General features: G+C 74.0%; 21 protein-coding genes. 9 read left to right on the forward strand and 12 right to left on the reverse strand.

The features are described 5' to 3' along the window. Positions 1-8: 8 nt before the first annotated feature. The 5 genes from O7598_RS23225 to O7598_RS23245 form a co-directional block, all read right to left on the reverse strand. Positions 9-1,013 (reverse strand): methionine synthase, encoded by a 1,005-nt coding sequence (locus O7598_RS23225; RefSeq protein ID WP_269693399.1) that lies wholly within the window; start codon positions 1,011-1,013, stop codon positions 9-11. Positions 1,014-1,498: 485 nt separating this feature from the next. Next, positions 1,499-2,575, reverse strand: a complete 1,077-nt coding sequence (gene mnmA / locus O7598_RS23230) for a tRNA 2-thiouridine(34) synthase MnmA (protein ID WP_269693400.1) — start codon at positions 2,573-2,575, stop codon at positions 1,499-1,501. A gap of 40 nt (positions 2,576-2,615) precedes the next feature. After that, positions 2,616-3,791: a cysteine desulfurase family protein gene (locus O7598_RS23235; protein ID WP_269693401.1), complete on the reverse strand. Its 1,176-nt coding sequence runs from the start codon at positions 3,789-3,791 to the stop codon at positions 2,616-2,618. Between the two features lie 145 nt (positions 3,792-3,936). Beyond that, a complete protein-coding gene (locus tag O7598_RS23240) occupies positions 3,937-4,608 on the reverse strand; it encodes a class F sortase (RefSeq protein WP_269693402.1) in 672 nt (223 codons plus the stop codon). After that, positions 4,605-5,435 (reverse strand): DUF4397 domain-containing protein, encoded by an 831-nt coding sequence (locus tag O7598_RS23245; protein ID WP_091063805.1) that lies wholly within the window; start codon positions 5,433-5,435, stop codon positions 4,605-4,607. The genes O7598_RS23240 and O7598_RS23245 overlap by 4 nt, the downstream gene beginning before the upstream one ends. Before the next feature lie 240 nt (positions 5,436-5,675). Here O7598_RS23245 and O7598_RS23250 point away from each other — a divergent pair, with 240 nt between their 5' ends. Both O7598_RS23250 and O7598_RS23255 read left to right on the forward strand, forming a co-directional pair. After that, positions 5,676-6,281 (forward strand): RNA polymerase sigma factor, encoded by a 606-nt coding sequence (locus O7598_RS23250; protein ID WP_442929888.1) that lies wholly within the window; start codon positions 5,676-5,678, stop codon positions 6,279-6,281. Next, complete coding sequence (locus O7598_RS23255) at positions 6,235-7,008, forward strand: anti-sigma factor (RefSeq protein WP_269693404.1); 774 nt, start codon at positions 6,235-6,237, stop codon at positions 7,006-7,008. Before O7598_RS23250 ends, O7598_RS23255 begins: the two co-directional genes overlap by 47 nt. 100 nt (positions 7,009-7,108) lie before the next feature. Here O7598_RS23255 and O7598_RS23260 read toward each other — a convergent pair whose 3' ends face one another. From O7598_RS23260 to O7598_RS23275, 4 genes are all read right to left on the reverse strand, one after another. Further along, a complete protein-coding gene (locus tag O7598_RS23260; RefSeq protein ID WP_269693405.1) occupies positions 7,109-8,068 on the reverse strand; it encodes an electron transfer flavoprotein subunit alpha/FixB family protein in 960 nt (319 codons plus the stop codon). Between the two features lie 11 nt (positions 8,069-8,079). Next, complete coding sequence (locus tag O7598_RS23265; RefSeq protein WP_269693406.1) at positions 8,080-8,859, reverse strand: electron transfer flavoprotein subunit beta/FixA family protein; 780 nt, start codon at positions 8,857-8,859, stop codon at positions 8,080-8,082. Positions 8,860-9,047: 188 nt separating this feature from the next. Beyond that, complete coding sequence (locus O7598_RS23270) at positions 9,048-9,452, reverse strand: hypothetical protein (protein ID WP_269693407.1); 405 nt, start codon at positions 9,450-9,452, stop codon at positions 9,048-9,050. Between the two features lie 2 nt (positions 9,453-9,454). Continuing rightward, positions 9,455-10,252, reverse strand: a complete 798-nt coding sequence (locus O7598_RS23275) for a GNAT family N-acetyltransferase (RefSeq protein ID WP_269693408.1) — start codon at positions 10,250-10,252, stop codon at positions 9,455-9,457. A gap of 41 nt (positions 10,253-10,293) precedes the next feature. Between O7598_RS23275 and O7598_RS23280 the strand changes: the two genes are divergently transcribed. The 3 genes from O7598_RS23280 to O7598_RS23290 are packed head-to-tail and all read left to right on the forward strand — an operon-like array spanning position 10,294 to position 11,427. Then, positions 10,294-10,680: a YidH family protein gene (locus O7598_RS23280; RefSeq protein ID WP_269693409.1), complete on the forward strand. Its 387-nt coding sequence runs from the start codon at positions 10,294-10,296 to the stop codon at positions 10,678-10,680. A gap of 22 nt (positions 10,681-10,702) precedes the next feature. After that, positions 10,703-11,002, forward strand: a complete 300-nt coding sequence (locus O7598_RS23285) for a DUF202 domain-containing protein (protein WP_269693410.1) — start codon at positions 10,703-10,705, stop codon at positions 11,000-11,002. A 26-nt stretch (positions 11,003-11,028) separates the two neighbouring features. After that, positions 11,029-11,427, forward strand: coding sequence for a PLD nuclease N-terminal domain-containing protein (locus O7598_RS23290; protein ID WP_269693411.1), 399 nt, complete (start codon positions 11,029-11,031; stop codon positions 11,425-11,427). A gap of 28 nt (positions 11,428-11,455) precedes the next feature. Here the strand turns inward: O7598_RS23290 and O7598_RS23295 are convergent, their stop codons facing one another. Continuing rightward, positions 11,456-13,078, reverse strand: coding sequence for an acetolactate synthase (locus tag O7598_RS23295; protein ID WP_269693412.1), 1,623 nt, complete (start codon positions 13,076-13,078; stop codon positions 11,456-11,458). A 72-nt stretch (positions 13,079-13,150) separates the two neighbouring features. Then, positions 13,151-13,924, reverse strand: a complete 774-nt coding sequence (locus O7598_RS23300; protein WP_269693413.1) for an enoyl-CoA hydratase-related protein — start codon at positions 13,922-13,924, stop codon at positions 13,151-13,153. 98 nt (positions 13,925-14,022) lie between these two features. Between O7598_RS23300 and O7598_RS23305 the strand changes: the two genes are divergently transcribed. After that, entirely contained in the window at positions 14,023-14,544 is a 522-nt protein-coding gene (locus O7598_RS23305) for a DUF6232 family protein (protein ID WP_269693414.1), read from the forward strand. On the opposite strand, the gene O7598_RS23310 is transcribed toward O7598_RS23305, so the two are convergent. After that, complete coding sequence (locus O7598_RS23310) at positions 14,490-14,900, reverse strand: nuclear transport factor 2 family protein (RefSeq protein WP_269693415.1); 411 nt, start codon at positions 14,898-14,900, stop codon at positions 14,490-14,492. The two genes, O7598_RS23305 and O7598_RS23310, sit on opposite strands and share 55 nt — an antisense overlap. Positions 14,901-14,956: 56 nt before the next feature. On the opposite strand from O7598_RS23310, the gene O7598_RS23315 reads away from it, so the two are divergent. From O7598_RS23315 to O7598_RS23325, 3 genes are all read left to right on the forward strand, one after another. After that, positions 14,957-15,439 carry a DUF6232 family protein gene (locus O7598_RS23315; RefSeq protein ID WP_269693416.1) on the forward strand — a complete coding sequence of 161 codons (483 nt, stop codon included), beginning with the start codon at positions 14,957-14,959 and terminating at the stop codon, positions 15,437-15,439. Beyond that, positions 15,436-15,801 (forward strand): hypothetical protein, encoded by a 366-nt coding sequence (locus O7598_RS23320; RefSeq protein ID WP_269693417.1) that lies wholly within the window; start codon positions 15,436-15,438, stop codon positions 15,799-15,801. Before O7598_RS23315 ends, O7598_RS23320 begins: the two co-directional genes overlap by 4 nt. 95 nt (positions 15,802-15,896) lie before the next feature. Beyond that, positions 15,897-16,808 (forward strand): alpha/beta hydrolase family protein, encoded by a 912-nt coding sequence (locus O7598_RS23325; RefSeq protein WP_269693418.1) that lies wholly within the window; start codon positions 15,897-15,899, stop codon positions 16,806-16,808. Positions 16,809-16,821: the final 13 nt, after the last annotated feature.

Here is a 16,821-nt window from a genome sequence, read left to right on the forward strand (position 1 = left end):
AGGAAACGTCACGCCTCGGCGAGCCGCCGGCCGGCGTCGCGGCAGGCGGCCAGCACCGCCCGGGCGTACGCCGGGGTGGCACCGGCCAGGCCGCACGCGGGCGTGATCACCACCTGCTCGGCCAGCCGACGCCGGGGGAAGCCGAGCCGGTCCCAGACCCGGCTCACCCGATCGGCGACCTCGGCCGACGTCGGCGCCCGGCCGGACGCCGGCGGCTGCGTCGGCGCGGCGCCGGCCAGCAGCCCGAACCCGGCGTCGATCGCCTCGCCGAGCGGATCCAGGTCGGTGACCAGGGACAGGTCGAGGGCGACACCGGCGGCGCCGGCGGACCGGATCAGCTCCAGCGGCACGTCCGGCGCGCAGCAGTGCACGAGCGTGGGGATCCCGGCCGCGTCGAGCACGTCGCGCAGGAGCGCACGGGCCACCTCCGGCTCCACCGCGCGGTGAGTGCCGAAGCCGCTCTCGGTGGGTACCCGGCCGGCAAGAACCGCCGGCAGCGACGGCTCGTCGAGCTGGAGCAGCACCGAGGCGCGGGGCAGCCGTCGGGCCACCGCCGCCACGTGCCCCCGCAACCCTTCGCCGAGCGACCCGGCGAGGTCGCGCACCGCGCCCGGGTCGCGCAGCATCCGGCCGCCGATCGGTAGTTCGAGCGTGGCGGCCAGGGTGAACGGACCGGCGGCCTGGACCTTGACCGGGCCGGCGTACTCCTCGGCCTGCTCGGCAAGCTGGTCGAGGTCACGTTCCATGAGGTCGCGCGCGCGGCGCAGGTCCCGCCCGGGACGTGGGGCGATCCGCCAGCGGGCCGCGTACAGCTCGACCGGCAGCTCGACCAGCAGGCCGGCGGTGCGACCGACGAGGTCCGCGCCGGGGCCCCGGGCGGGCAGCTCCGGCAGGTGCGGCAGGGCGGGCAGCTCGCCGAGCACGATCCGCTGCGCCTCGGCAATGTCGGTGCCAGGCAGCGAACCGATCCCGGTCGCCGCGCCGGCCGGCCAGGGCCACTGCTGATCAGTCACCGCCGCAGCCTATCCGGCTGCCCGCCGCAGGCCGGCTCCGGACGCGGCCGGCTCCGGACGCGGGCGGCTCCGGACGCGGGCGGCTCCGGACGCGGGCGGCTCCGGACGCGGGCGGCTCCGGACGCGGGCCGGGCCGACGACCGGTCCGAGGTGCCTTTGGAGCTGAGATCAGGAACGACTCGCCCGCTCGCCCCACCCAGCCCCGGCCCGGCCGGCCCGGCGGAGTGCGCTGACCGGTGAGTCGTCTGTGACATCAGCTCTAAAGGCACCCGAGGGACCTGTTCGACGGGATGGCCCGAGGCGCGTGGCGAGCGGGACGTGCCGCCGATCCTGGCCGCCGCCAGGCCCGAAGGCCCGGGTCGGAGAACGAAAGCCAGTGCCTGGGGCCTGGGGCCGAGGGCCGGGGGGGCGAGGGCCGAGGGCCGGGGGGCGAGGGCCGAGGGCCGGGGGCCGGGGGGCGAGGGCCGGGGCTGGGCGGGGCGAGGTCAGGCAGCGGCGATGGTGGCGGAGCCGAGGACCACGTCGCCGGCCGGGTCCGGGCGGTAGGCCACGATCGCCTGACCGGCGGCGACGCCGCGCAGCGGGCGGCGCAGCGCGGCGTGCAGCGCGGCGGCGTCCACCGTGACGGCGGCCGGCACCACGTCACCGTGCGCCCGTAGCTGCACCTCGCACTCGATCGGCCCGTCCGGGCGCGGCCCGCCGGTCCAGACCGGGCGGGTGGCCCGCACCGAGGAGACCTCCAGCGCCTCGGCCGGACCGACCGTCACGGTGTTGGTCTTCGGCGTGATGGAGAGCACGTAGCGGGGTCGGCCGTCCGCCGCGGGGCGGTCCAGGTGCAGCCCGCGGCGCTGCCCGACGGTGTACTGGTAGGCGCCGCTGTGGTTGCCCACGACCGCGCCGGTGAGCGCGTCCACCACCTCGCCCGGCGCCTCGCCGAGCCGCTGGGCCAGGAAACCCCGGGTGTCGCCGTCGGCGATGAAGCAGATGTCGTGCGAGTCCGGCTTGTCGGCCACGGCCAGGCCGCGCCGGGCGGCCTCCGCGCGCACCTCGGCCTTGGTGGAGTCGCCGAGCGGGAAGATCGACCGGTCGAGCTGGGCGCGGGTCAGCACCGCCAGCACGTACGACTGGTCCTTGGCCGGGTCGACGCTGCGCCGCAGCAGGCCGTCGGGGCCGAGCCGGGCGTGGTGGCCGGTCACCACCGCGTCGAAGCCCAGGGCGACCGCGCGGTCCAGCACCGCGGTGAACTTGATCTTCTCGTTGCAGCGCAGGCAGGGATTCGGGGTACGCCCGGCGGCGTACTCGGCGACGAAGTCGTCGACCACGTCGTCGTGGAAGCGGTCCGCCATGTCCCACACGTAGAACGGGATGCCCAGCACGTCGGCGGCGCGCCGGGCGTCGCGGGAGTCCTCGAGCGTGCAGCAGCCCCGGGCGCCGGTGCGGTAGGTCTGCGGGTTGCGCGCCAGCGCCAGGTGCACCCCGGTCACGTCGTGCCCGGCCTCCACCGCCCGCGCCGCCGCGACGGCGGAGTCCACTCCGCCCGACATCGCCGCCAGAACCCTCACCAGCCGACTCCCCTCGTCCTCGACACCGAGGGTATCCGGCTCAGCGGGGGGTACGGAGGGCGGCCGCGCGGCGGGCTCGCTCCACGGCGGCCGGCAGCGCGGCGATGAGCGCGTCGACGTCCGCGCCGGTGCTGGTGTGCCCGAGCGTGAAGCGCAGCGAGGAGCGGGCCCGGTCGTCGTCGGCGCCCATCGCCATCAGCACGTGCGAGGGCTGGGCCACGCCCGCCGAACAGGCCGAGCCGGTCGAGCAGGCGATGCCCTGCGCGTCGAGGAGCAGCAGCAGGGCGTCCCCCTCGCAGCCGGGGAAGGAGAAGTGCGCGTTGCCGGGGAGCCGGTCCGCCGGGTCGCCGTTGAAGACCACCTCGGGCACCGCCCGCCGGACGCGCTCGACCAGCTCGTCGCGGAGCGCGGCGACGCGGGCCGCGTACTCCTGCTGGCCCTTCACCGCGGCCTCGACGGCGACCGCGAACGCGACGATGCCGGCGGTGTCCAGCGTCCCGGAGCGGACGTCGCGCTCCTGGCCGCCGCCGTGCAGCAGCGGCGTCGCGGCGACGTCGCGGGCCAGCAGCAGCGCGCCCACGCCGGTCGGCCCGCCGAGCTTGTGGCCGGTCACGGTGAGCGCGGACACCCCGCTCGCGGCGAAGTCGACGGGCACCTGGCCGACCGCCTGGATCGCGTCGGTGTGGAACGGCACCCCCTGCTCGGCGGCGACCGCCGCCAGCTCGGCCACCGGCTGGACGGTACCGACCTCGTTGTTGGCCCACATCGCGGTGACCACCGCCACCCGGTCGCCGTGTTCGGCCAGCTCGGCGCGGAGCAGCTCCGGGTCGAGCCGGCCGGCCTCGTCGACCGGCAACCAGCCGACCTGCGCGCCCTCGTGGTCGACCAGCCAGTCCACCGAGTCCAGCACGGCGTGGTGCTCGACCGCGCTGGAGACCACCCGGACCCGCTCGGCCCGGGCGTCGCGACGGGCCCAGAAGATGCCCTTCACGGCGAGGTTGTCGCTCTCCGTGCCACCACCGGTGAAGATCACTTCGGACGGGCGGGCGCCGAGCGCGGCGGCCACCCGCTCGCGGGACTCCTCCACCCGACGCCGGGCACGGCGACCCGCCGCGTGCAGCGACGACGCGTTGCCCACCTCGCGGGCGGTGGCGACGTACGCCTCGAGTGCCTCGTCCAGCATCGGGGTCGTCGCCGCGTGATCCAGGTATGCCATCACCGTTCAGCCTAACGGCCGCAGGACTGTCCGCCGCTGGCCGGACCGCCCGTCCCGCACCGGGGCGGGACGGGCGGTCGAGCACCTCATGCCGTGCTGGCCGGGAGCATGCCCTCACGGCCCTCGCTTCGCTCGGTGCGTTCGCTCATGCGGGAACCGCGGTGACCACGATGTTGTCCCGGTAGTGCCGGGTCTTCGGGTCGAACGGCCCGCCGCAGGTGATCAAGGTCAGGCGCGGCTTGCCGTCGCGGGCGAAGTACCGCTCCAGCGGGATCTTCGTCTTGGTGTACTCCTCCCGCGCCACCACCCGGTAGCGGCGTTCCTTGCCGTCCGAGCCGGTGGCGGTCAGCGTGTCCCCCCGGCCCAGCTCGCGGAGCCGGAAGAACGCCCCCTTGCCCTGCTCGGCGCTGTCCACGTGCCCGGCGATCACCACCGAGCCGGCGCCGGCCTCCAGGCCCGGGCCGTAGCGGTACCAGCCGACCTGGTCCACGCTGGGCGGCACCTCGAACTCGTTGGTGCGGTCGTTGATGCCGACCGGGTCGACCGAGGCGGTGACCTTGATCGGCGGGATGCTCAGCCGTACCGGTGGCACGATCTTGGCGTCCGCCGGCAGCGTGCCGGCGTTCACCGGCACCGACGCGTCAGCGGTCGTGGTCGCCGCCGGCGTCGCGCTGGGGGTGGCGCTGGCCAGCGCCGCCGCCTCGTCGCCGCCGACGTCCTCCGCGGGCTGGGATCCGCACGCCACCAGCGCCGCCACGGTGAGCGCGGCGGCGCCGGCGGTCATCGCCGCCAGCGCCCCGCGGTTGCGCACCGTCACCGGCGACCGGCCCGGGCGGTGGCCGCCCGCGCCCCGCCGCCGACCAGCAGCAGCACGCCGGCGCCGGCCAGCACGTACCACCAGGTGTCCACGCCGGTGCCGGCCTGGCCACCGGTGCCGCTGGGCACGCCGCCCGGCGCCGAGTGCAGACCGCTGATGGTCTGCGCGACCAGGTCCAGGTTCTTGGCGTCGGCGGAGCCGATCGCGTAGACGATGGTGGCGGTGCCCTCCTTCAGGTTCAGGTCGGCCGGGCCGATCGCGACGGTGTCGGTGCCGGCGAGCACCACGTCCGCCTTCACGGTGCCGGCGGCGACGTCGGCCTTGGCCTCCTTCGGGTTGGTCAGGCCCTCGAAGACCGGCTTGCCACCGGCCCGCACGTCGACGGCCGGCGCGGCGGCGGTGTGCCGCACGATCAGCCGGGCCTTGCCGGCACCCACCTTGGACACGTCGTTGACGAACGGGGTGATCTGCGGCTTGCCGTCGGCGCTCAGGTGGGCGGCGAGGCTGATGTTCGCCCCACCCGGCACCTCGGCGTCGTCGACCTTGAGGATCGCCTTGTCGATCGCCTCACCGGGCTTGGTCAGCGCGATGTCGTACTCGCCCTCGGGAAGGGTGAGCGGGCCGGCCACGTCGCCGGGCTTGAAGTTGTTCAACGTCTTCTTGCCGTTGACGTAGACGTCGACCGGGGTGTCCGGGATGCCGTGGACCACGGAGACCTTCGACGAGGCGGCGTAGGCCGGGCTCATGGTGGCGGCGCCGACGCCGGCGAAGGTGAGGGCGGCCACCGCGCCGCCCGCGGCGACCCGACGGAACATGGCGAGCTGCATTGTCTGCCTCCTGGGGATTGGTGCTGATTCGTCAGGCCTGGCTTGCAGAACGGGTTACGCCGGTCCGGACGCCGCCGGATGCGCTCCGGATCCGTTTTCTTTTTCCGGCGGCGGACGCATCCGGTGGGGCCCCCGGCGACGAAGAGGAGGTGACGGGCATTGCACGAACAACACCGGGAGAGTGGGGCGGGGGCGGTGGGAGTTACAGTTCGGCATGCCCCACGGATGGCGAGCCGCCCGGTGACGGCGGCGAGGCAGGGACCCGAGCCGCCGAAAGACGACGATCTGGCGATGCGGTTCCGCGACGGCGACGAGGCCGCCCTGCGAGAGGCGTACGACCGGTTCGGCCGGGCGGTGCTGCACCTGGCCGCCTCGACGCTGGCGAACCGGAGCGACGCGGAGGACGTGACCCAGGCGACGTTCGTCGCCGCCTGGCTCGGCCGGGAGACGTTCGACCCGGCGAAGGGCTCACTGATCGGCTGGCTGCTCGGGATCGGGCGACGCAAGGTGGTCGACCGGATCCGGGCCTCCGCCCGGGAGACCCGGGTGGTCGAGACGGTCAGGCAACTGCCCGAGCCGGTGGACACCGGCCCCGACCCCGACACCGTGGTCGACCGGCTGGTGGTCGCCGACGAGCTGGCCCGGCTGCCCGACGAGCAACGGCGGATGCTGGAGCTGGCGTTCTACGACGACCTGACACACCAGCAGATCTCGGCCGTGACCGGCGTGCCGCTCGGCACGGTCAAGAGCCACATCCGACGCGGCATGCAGAGTCTGAAACGCAGATGGGAGGTGGACGGTGCAGCACCTGGACCACGACCGGCTGGTCTTTCTGGCGCTCGGTGAGAGCGAGGCGGCCGACGGGGAATCCACCCACCTCGACACCTGCGCACACTGCCGGGGCGAGCTGGAGACGCTCCAGCACGTCGCCGGGCTCGGCGCCGGCACCCAGGGCCTGAACGACCTACCCGATCCGCCGGAGCACCTCTGGCAGGGCATCGTCGCCGAGATCCGGGCCGCCGAGGAACTGCCCACGTTGAACGGTCACCGCCCGCCGCGGGACGGCGACGCGGTCGGTGAGCCCGCCGGCCGGCCGGCCGTCGCGACCCGTCCGCGCCGCGGCCGCCGGTGGCGCCGCTGGGCGAGCACCGCGGTCACCGCGACCGCCGCCGCGATCATCGGGGTGGTGGGCACCGCCGTGGTGCTCGGCGCGGGCGGGGACGAGCCCGCACCACAGCCGACGGTGCTGGCCAGCGCGCCGCTGGCCGCGTTCGGCTCGACCCCGAAGGACGCCTCGGGCGACGCCCGGGTGCTCGGTGACAACCAACTGCATCTGCATGTGGCGAATCTCCCGAGCGTTCCGGGGTACTACGAGGTCTGGCTGATCGACCCGAAGACGATGGAGATGTTCTCGGTGGGCACGTTGAGCAAGGGATCGGGGGACGCGTTGCTGCCGATTCCCCGCAACGTGGACCTGAGCACCTTCTCCGTCGTCGACGTCAGCGCCGAGCAGTACGACAACAAGCCCGCCCACTCCGGCGACAGTTTGCTGAGGGGCACCCTGACGGGCTGATCGGCGGGCCGGCTCAGCTCCCCGGCCCGCCGATCAGCTCCCTACGTGCAAAGGCCGCCGCCCGGATCACCGGGCGGCGGCCTTTTTCCGCGACCGCGTGTCACTTGCGCTTGCGGATCTCCTCCGCGGCCTGCGGGACGATCTTGAACAGGTCGCCGACCACGCCGTAGTCGGCCAGCTCGAAGATCGGCGCCTCGCCGTCCTTGTTCACCGCGACGATGGTCTTCGAGGTCTGCATGCCGGCCCGGTGCTGGATCGCGCCGGAGATGCCGAGCGCGACGTAGAGCTGCGGGGAGACCGTCTTGCCGGTCTGGCCGACCTGGAACTGGTGCGGGTAGAAGCCGGAGTCGACCGCCGCGCGGGACGCGCCGACCGCGCCGCCGAGCAGGTCGGCCAGCTCCTCCACCAGCTTGAAGTTGTCGGCGTTGCCGACACCGCGACCGCCGGAGACGACGATCGAGGCCTCGGTCAGCTCGGGGCGGGAGCCCTTCTGCTCGGCGACCCGCTCGACGACCTTGGCCAGCTTGTCCGCGTCGGTGACCGACACGGTGAGCTGCTCGACGGCCGGGGTGGCCGCGGCCGGTGTCGGGTTGAGCGAGTTCGGCCGGACGGTGACCAGCGGCAGGCCCTTGGTGACCTTGGACTTGACGATGGTGGATCCGGCGAACGCGACCTGGGTGGCGGTGCCGTCGGCGTCCAGGCCGACGACGTCGGTCAGGATGCCGTTGTCCAGCTTGACCGCAAGGCGGGCGGCGATCTCCTTGCCCTCCTGCGAGGAGGCGAGCAGCACGGCGGCCGGCTGCACCCGCTTGACCAGCTCGGCGACCACGGCGGCCTTCGGGGCCACCAGGAAGCCGTCGATCTCCTCGCCCTCGGCGGCGTAGATCTTCTCCGCGCCGTACTCGCCCAGCTTGGCGCTCAGCGCATCGGCGGCGCCGGCGCCGCCGAGCACGACCGCGCTCACGGTGCCCAGCTCGCGGGCGAGGGTGAGCATCTCCAGGGTGACCTTCTTGACGCCGAATTCCCGGGTGGCTTCGACGACGACGAGAACCTCAGACATGTCCAGACCTCTCACACGAACTTCTCGGTGGCGAGGAACTCGACCAGCTTGACGCCGCCCTCGCCCTCGTCGGTGATCTTCTCGCCGCCGGAGCGCGGCGGACGCTTGGTGTGCTCCAGCACCGCGCTGGTGGCGCCGTCGAGGCCCACCTCGGTCGGGGCCACGCCCAGGTCGCCCAGGGAGAGCGTCTGCACCGGCTTCTTCTTCGCGGCCATGATGCCCTTGAAGGAGGGGTAGCGGGGCTCGTTGATGGTGTCCCAGACGGAGACCACGGCCGGGGTCGAGGCGGTGACCACCTCGTAGCCCTCCTCGGTCTGCCGCTCGGCGGTGAGGGTGGCGCCGTCGACGGTGAGCTTGCGCGCGCCGGTCAGCGCGGCCACGCCCAGCCGCTCGGCGATCATGTGCGGCATGACCTGCACCCGACCGTCGGTGGACTCGGCGCCGCAGATGACCAGGTCGGCGTTGAGCTGCCCGAGGGCGGCCGCGAGCACCTTGGAGGTGGCCACCGCGCAGGAGCCGTGCAGCGCGTCGTCGACGACGTGGACGGCCTTGTCCGGCCCCATGGAGAGCGCCTTGCGGATCGACTCGGTCGCCCGGTCCGGACCCATGGTCAGGATGGTGACCTCACCGCCGTGCGCTTCCTTGATCTTCAACGCCTCTTCGATGGCGTACTCGTCCATCTCGTTGATGACGTTGTTCGCCGAGCCGCGGTCGACGGTGTTGTCGTCAGGACGCAGGTTGCGGTCCGCGCCCGAATCGGGCACCTGCTTGACGAGTACGACGATGTTCATCGCGCTTCGACGACCCTCCTGTTTGGTGTAGCGATCACTCGCCCGGTCACGGGCGCAGCCTCCCGCGTGACTTAACGCTCGGTCAACCGCGAGACGCTGTGCACTTGCCCACGGCGCAATGTTACCCGCAAGTAGCATCGACTCCCCGTGGGCCCGGAGTGACGCAACTCACCGTAGTCCGACGGCGCTCAGGCCGTCTCGGCCAGGGCCATCCGGATCTTGTCGATCGCCGCCGCCTCGGCCGGCTCCACTCCCCGGTGCGCCTGCGCCACCCGGTCCGCCGCCGCCAGCACCACCGACCGGTACGCCTCGACGTCCCCCGGCGACTTGGCCCGCAGGATCTCCACCGCCCGGCCCAGCGCCGGCAGCACCACCGACTCGATCTCCAGCGCGGAGTCGCGCGGCAGCTGCGGGAGCGGACCGGTGGTGAGCGCCTCCTTGACCACGCCACCGGCGTCGGCCAGCGCCCCGGAGGCGGCGATGCTCTCCCGCACCATGGCCAGCACCCCGGGCACGGCGTTGGAGACCAGGAAGACCGCCCCGAACGCGCCGGTCTTGAGGGTGAGCTGCTCGTCCGCCGTCAACCGGTCCATGATCACGGAGTGTAGACGTAGGGCGTGGAGGTGGTGACCGCAACGAGCCCGAGCCGCTCCAGGATGGGCCGGCTGTCCGGCGAGCAGTCCACCTGCACGAGCGTCCGGCCCCGCTGCTGCGCGAGCCGCGCCCGGTAGGCCACCAGCGCCCGGTAGATCCCCTTCTTCCGCCACTGCGGCAGCGTCGACCCGCCCCAGAGGCTGACGAAGCCGGTGTCGCCCTCGTAGCGGACCCAGCCCGCGCTGACCACCGTCTCCCCCGCCTCGGCCACCACGATCGTGATCGACTGCGGGTCCGCCTCGATCTCGCGGGCCAGCCCGTGCACCAGGTGACCACGGTCGTCGTGCCAGACCTCCTCCTCCATGGCGGCGATCCGCTCCAGGTCGGCCCGGCTGGTGACCTCGCGTAGGCGTACCCCCTCGGGGAGCACCGGGACGGCGGCCGCGAGCGGCGCCACCGGGCCGACCACGACGGTCTCCTGGTCCTCCGGGACGAAGCCGGCGGCGCGCAACCGGTCGCCCAGGTCGGCCGGCTCGTCGTGGCCGGCGAGCTTCCACTCGACCGCCTCGCCCCGGGCCCGGAAGAACTCCACCTGCCGGGTGATCAGCGCGTCCAGCTCGGCGCCGGCCAGGCCGTCCAGCGTCCGGTAGGTGAGGAAGCCGCGCTGGTCCAGGCCGAGCACGCGGAACAGCGGGCCGTCCCGCTCGATGGTCACCCCGGCCGGCACCGGGTTCGGCAGCTCCGGGCGGATCTGGGTGTCGTAGGCCTCGCGGAGGGCGCGCGCGTCAAGATCGGTCATCCCCCAAGGCTAGGCCGGGAGCCAAGCGGATAATCGGTGCCGTGTGGGAGTCGATCAGGCGCTGGTTCGACCCGCGGGAGCTGCGCTCGGTCGGCACCCCGCCGGACTACCGTTTCTCGCTGGCCAACGAGCGGACGTTCCTGGCCTGGCTGCGGACCGGGTTGGCGCTGGTCGCGGGCGGGCTGGCCGCCGCGCAGTTCCTGCCCCCGCTCCCCCTGGCCCACCTGCGTGAGGCGCTCGCCGTCGGGCTGCTGCTGCTCGGCGCCACCGTGTCGATCCGCGCGGTGGACCACTGGGCACGCACCGAACGCGCGATCCGGCTGGGCGAGGAACTGCCGGCGTCCCGCTTCCCGGCGGTGCTGGCGCTGATCGTCGCGCTCGGCGCGCTGCTGCTGGTCGCCGCCGTGCTGCTCCGGGGGGCCCGATGACCACGCCGCCGCGAGGTCCGTGGTGAGCGCCGACTCCGGGCTGCCGGCGGAACGCACCCGCCTGGCCTGGCGGCGCACCCTGCTCGCCCTGACCGTGGTGCTGCTGCTCCAACTCCGGCCGGCGTTCACCGGTCGCGTCGTCGACGCGGCCCTGGCCGGGGTCGCGGTCGCGGTCTGGCTGGTCGTGCTCGCCGCCGCCTGGCGGCGCGCGACCGGGGCCGGCCCGCGCCGGCTCGGCCGGGTCTCGATGCCGCTGACCGCGCTCGGCGCGGCCGCGCTGGCCCTGCTCGGCGTGGCGCACGTGCTCGGGAGGGTGCACTAGGCGCGCCCGGTGCGCCATCATGGGGCATGGCCCGCCTCTACGTACTGCTGTTCCTGGTCCAGGTCGTGCTCGCCGTCTGCGCGCTGATCAGCTGCCTCTCCGCCGAGGACGAGCAGGTCAAGGTGCTGCCCCGGCTGGTCTGGGTGCTGGTCATCCTCTTCTTCCCGCTGGTCGGCTCGATCGCCTGGTTCGTGGCCGGTCGGGAACGCGCCACCGGGCCGGGTGGCGTCGCCGCGTCCGGCGGAACCGCCGCGCCGGCCCGCCGCCCGCTCGCGCCGGACGACGACCCGGACTTCCTCGCCTCGCTCGACAAGCGCTCCCGCGCCGAGGACCAGGAGCGTCTGCGGCGTTGGGAGGAGGACCTGCGCCGCCGCGAGGAGGAGCTGCGCGACCGCCCGGACGACCGGGATCGCCCGGAGGTCTGAGAGCCGGCGGGCCGTCGCGGCGTCGCGGTCAGGCCAGGTTCGACGACCGGGGGTACGCGTCGGCCGGGTCGGTCAGCACGTTGACCAGGTACGGCACCCCGGCGTCGAACGCGCGGCCGAGCGCCGGGCCGAGGTCGGTGGCCTTCTCCACCGTCTCGCCCGCACCGCCGAGCGCCTCGACCACCCTGTCGTAGCGCAGCCCGGGCTGGAGGTCGGCGGCCACGTCGTAGCCGTACATGGCGCGCATCGGGTGCTTCTCCAGCCCCCAGATGCCGTTGTTGCCGACCACGATCACCACCGGCAGGTTCTGCCGGGCCAGCGACTCCACGTCCATCAGCGAGAAGCCGGCCGCGCCGTCGCCCATCAGCACGCAGATCTGCCGGTCCGGGTGGCTGACCCGGGCGCCCATCGCGTAGCCCATGCCGGTGCCGAGGCAGCCGTACGGGCCGGGGTCGAGCCAGGTGCCGGGCTGGGCCGGTTCCAGGTACTTCCCCGCGTACGAGACGAAGTCGCCACCGTCGCCGATGGTGATGGCGTCCGGGGCGAGCACCTTGCGCAGTTCGCCGTAGACCCGGGCCGGCCGGATCGGGTCGGTCTCGGCGCCCATCTCCTCGGCGTCGCGCGCCTTCGCCGCGTCCTCGGCGGTGCGCAGCTCGGCGATCCAGTCGGCGTGGTCGGCCCGGTCGCCGGGGTGCTCGGCGAACGCCCCGAGGATCAGCCGCAGGTCACCGGCGGGCGCGGCGGCCGGCTGCACGTGCCCGGCGCGCTGGCTGGGCGCGTCCACCACGTGCACGACGGCCGCGTCGCCGAAGTCGCCGAAGGAGAGCCGGAAGTCCAGCGGCGTGCCGACCACCACCACCACGTCGGCGCCCTTGAGCGCGACCCGGCGGGCCTTGGCGAAGGCGAGCGGGTGCGTCGGCGGCAGCGCGCCCCGGCCCATCCCGTTGGTGAACACCGGCACCTGGAGGGACTCGGCGGCGGCGCGCAGCGCGTCGACGGCGTCCCCGGCGTACACGTCGGAGCCGGCGATGATCACCGGCCGGGACGCGCGGGCGATCAGCCGGGCCGCCTTCGTCACCTCGTCCGGGTCGGGCTCGATCGGCGCCGGGGCGGCGACCGCCGGGAGGTCGGCGTCGCCGACGGAGAAGACCGCCTCCAGCGGGAAGTCCAGGAAGACCGGGCCGCGGTGCGGGGTGAGCGCGGTGGTCAGCGCCGCGGAGACGGCCCGCGGGATGTCGTCGGCGCTGAACACCGTCTCGGCGTGCTTGGTCACCGGGGCGACCAGCGGCAGGTGGTCCATCTCCTGGAGGCTGCCCGAGCCCCAGCGGAACTGCGGGGCCCGCCCGCCCATCACCAGCACCGGCGAGGCGTTGAAGAACGCGCTGGTCAGCCCGGAGACGCCGTTGGTGACGCCGGGGCCGGCGGTGAGCACGGCGAGGCCGGGGCGGCGCTGGAGCTTGGCGACCGCCTCGGCGGCGAACACGGCGGACTGCTCGTGCCGCACGTCGTAGAGCGGGAAGCCGGCGGAGTGCGCCGCGTCGTAGAGCGGGAAGACGTGCCCGCCGGAGAGCGTGAACATCTCCCGTACGCCGTGCGCGCGCAGCGCCGCCAGCGCCAGCTCGCCGCCGTGCCCCTCGACGTGTTCCGTCATGCCACTCCCCTTCGTCGCGCGACCGGAGTCACACGCTACTGGCCGGTAGACGAGATGTGAACAGCTCTCGCGTCAGCGGCCGGTGAAGCCGGGCTTGCGCTTCTCCACGAACGCGGCCATGCCCTCGCGCCGGTCGTCGGTGGCGAACAGCGCCGCGAAGAGCTGGCTCTCCCAGGCCAGGCCGGAGGTGAGATCCATGTCCAGGCCGGCGTCGACGGCCGCCTTCGCCGCCCGCAGCGCCTGCACCGGCCCGGTCAGGAACGGCTTGACGTACGCCAGCGCGGCGTCGTAGACCTCGGCGGCCGGAACCACCCGGTCGGCCAGGCCGATGCGCAGCGCCTCCTCGGCGTCGACCATCCGACCCGTCATGATCAGATCCTTGGTGCGAGCCGGGCCGATCAGCCGGGCCAGCCGCTGGGTGCCGCCGGCGCCCGGGATGACGCCCAGCTTGATCTCCGGCTGGCCGAGCTTCGCGTCGTCGGCCACGATCCGCCAGTCGCAGGCCAGCGCCAGCTCGCAGCCGCCGCCGAGCGCGTACCCGGTGATCGCGGCGACGACCGGCTTGGGGATCCGGGCGATCGCGCCCAGCGCGCTGGACAGGTCGGCGGCCCGCTCCGCCATGTCCACGTAGGACATGTCGGCCATCTCCTTGATGTCCGCGCCGGCCGCGAAGACCTTCTCGCCGCCGTACACGATCACGGCGCGGACCTCGGCGTCGGCGGTGGCCGCCGCCGCGGCGGCGCGCAACTCCTCCTGCACCTGCGTGTTCAGCGCGTTCATCGGCGGCCGCTCCAGCCGGATGGTGCCGACGCCGTCCTTCACTTCCAGCCTGACGAACTCGCCCACGCTGCCCTCACTTCCTCGTCGAAGTCGCGTGCCAACCTTACGACCCGCCTCGTTGGGGTAGACATGGCGGTAGACGCCGGAGCACCGGGAGTGAGGCCATGACCACGTACTACGACGACCGGTCGGTCCGGGTCACCTCCACCGCCCTGCGGGTCGACGACCGCAGCTGGCCGCTGGCCGAGCTGACCATGGTCTGGCACCGGCGGGGCAGCCGCTCCTGGCGGGTGCTCGCCGGCCGCGGCGCGATCGGCGCGGCGCTCGCCGGGCCGCTGGTGGCCGCGCTGCTGGGCATCGCGCTCGCGGTCTGGCTGCACCGCTCGCTCACCGTCACCATCGCCATCGTCGGCGCCTCCGTGCTTGTCGGCCTCGCCGTCGGGCCGCTCGCCGACGTACTCTTCGAACACCTGGACCGCTCCTACGTGCGGGGCAGCCGGGAACTGGAGATGTGGGCGACCTGGCAGGGGCGGCCGGTGCGGCTGCTGAGCACCGGCGACGCGCTGCGCTTCGGCCAGATCTACCGCGCGGTGCAGCGGGCCATGGAGCGGGTGCCCGCCGCCGCGCCGGCTCAGAACGTGATCGGCTCGTCCGGCAGCAGGCCCAGCCCGCGCAGCAGGCCGTAGGTGTCCTGCTCGCCCCAGAACTGCACGATCCGGCCGCCCGCCAGGCGGTACATCTTGCACGCGCTCTGCACCGTGGTGGCCCCGGTCGCGTCCCGCCGGTAGGTCTGCGCCACCGACACCACCACCCGGTCACCGGCCGCGAAGATCTCCACGATCTGCTGGTCGAGCACGGTCAGGCCGGGCGACGAGACGGCCGCCTCCGGGTAGCGCCGGCCGCGCACCGCCGTGCCGGAACCGTAGATCTCCACGTCCTCGTCGACCACCTCGGCCAACTCGGCCAGGTCCTTGGTGACGAAGGTCCGCAGGTAGCGCCGGACCACCTCCACGTTGCGCGCCTGCTCGTCGGAGTCCGCCATACCGGCCACGCTACCGACAGATTCCGCCCGCGCACTCCGAGTGGGTACGCTGATTTATGACCCTCTATTACCGGGACGACGCGGTACAGGTCACCTCGCGGGCCATCCACGCCGGTGGGCAGGTCGTCCCGCTCGCCGACGTCACCTACGTCTGGCACGCCCGCGGCCGGACCACGGCGGCGGTGCGGGGGCGGGTGCTGGGTCGCGGCGTGCTGGTCCTGCTGCTGTCGCTGCCGCCGCTGGTGGCGCTGGTCTGCGTACTGTCGCTGGCCTGGGCGGCGCAGGACCGGGGCGACTGGAAGCTGGCGCTGATCATCGTGGCCGCGTTCGTGGTGGTCGGGCTGGCGCTCACCCCGTTCCTGGAGGTGCCGCTCGGCTGGCTGGACCGCTCCTACGAGCGCGGCAACCGGGTGCACGAACTGTGGGTGCAGGCGCACGGGCGGGAGACGATGCTGGTCCGCACGCCCGACGCGCTACGGTTCGGACAGATCTACCGGGCCGTGCAACGCGCCGTCGAACAGCAGGGAGACCGACGATGACCCACCGTCGCGGCGAGGCCGTCGCACTCGCCGGGCTGCTCGCCGCCGCGGGCGTCACCCACTTCGTCCGCCCCGGCTTCTACGACCCGATCGTGCCGCGCGTCCTGCCCGGGCCGGCCCGCTTCTGGACGTACGCTTCGGGGGTAGCGGAGCTGGCCGTGGCCGCGGCGGTGGCGCGTCCGGCGACCCGTCGGTCCGGTGGCCTGGCCGCGGCGGCGCTGTTCGCCGCCGTGCTGCCGGCGAACGCGCAGATGGCCTGGGACTGGCGCCGGCGCCGGCCGGTGAAGCGGGCGATCGCCTACGGCCGGGTGCCGATGCAGGCGCCGCTGATCTGGTGGGCGCTACGGGTCGCCCGGTCATAACGCCCCCGCGATGGACCAACCGGGTTGTTACCCCGGGCCACCATCCCTGCTCTCCTGAGTGGACGTTCATGTCCATCGATCAGCAGGAGGGTGACATGTTGCGGAGACTCACCGTCGCGGTCGCGGCGGCGCTCAGCCTGGCGCTGCCGGCGACCGGCGCCCCGGCCGGCGCCACCGCCTCGGCCGACCCGTCCACCCCCGGCCGGTACGCGGCCGGCTACGTCGACGCCACCGTCAGCGCCGCCGGGCGCTCCTTCTCGGCCCGGATCACCTACCCGGCCACCGCCGCCGGCAACGGCCAGCCGGTCGCCGCCGGACGGTTCCCGACGATCGCGTTCGGCCACGGCTTCCTGCAGTCCGTGTCGAAGTACTCCTCGACGCTGTCGCACCTGGCGACCTGGGGTTTCATCGTCGTCGCCCCGACGTCGCAGGGCGGGTTGTCGCCCAACCACAGCGCCTTCGCCGACGACCTCAACGCGGCGCTGACCTGGACCGTGGCGCAGGACACCACGAGCGGATCCCGGTTCGCCGGGCACGTGGACACCGCCCGGCTGGGCCTGTCCGGGCACTCCATGGGCGGCGGGGCGAGCATCCTGGCCGCGGCCCGCAACCCGCGCGTGGTGACGGTGGCGAACCTGGCCGCCGCCGAGACCAACCCGTCCGCCGTCTCGGCCGCGGCCACCCTCACGATCCCGGTGCAGCTCATCTCCGGCGACCGGGACGGCATCGCCCCACCGGCCGACCACCAGCGCCCGATCTACGCCGCCAAGCCGCCGGTCAAGCAGCTCCGGACGATCAAGGGCGGTTCGCACTGCGGCTTCATGGACAGCGGCTCGCTGTTCTGCGACAGCGGCTCGATCAGCCGTACGGTCCAGCTCCAGCTCACCCGGCGGCTGCTCACCGAGTGGTTCCTGCGGCACCTGGCCGGCGACACGGGCTACGACGACGCGGTCTGGGGCGACCCGGCCCGCACCGACCCGCAGGTGGTCTTCGAGGGCGTGCGCTGAGCCGCGGGCCGGG

Source organism: Micromonospora sp. WMMC241 (genome assembly GCF_027460165.1).
Classification (GTDB): domain Bacteria; phylum Actinomycetota; class Actinomycetes; order Mycobacteriales; family Micromonosporaceae; genus Micromonospora; species Micromonospora humi.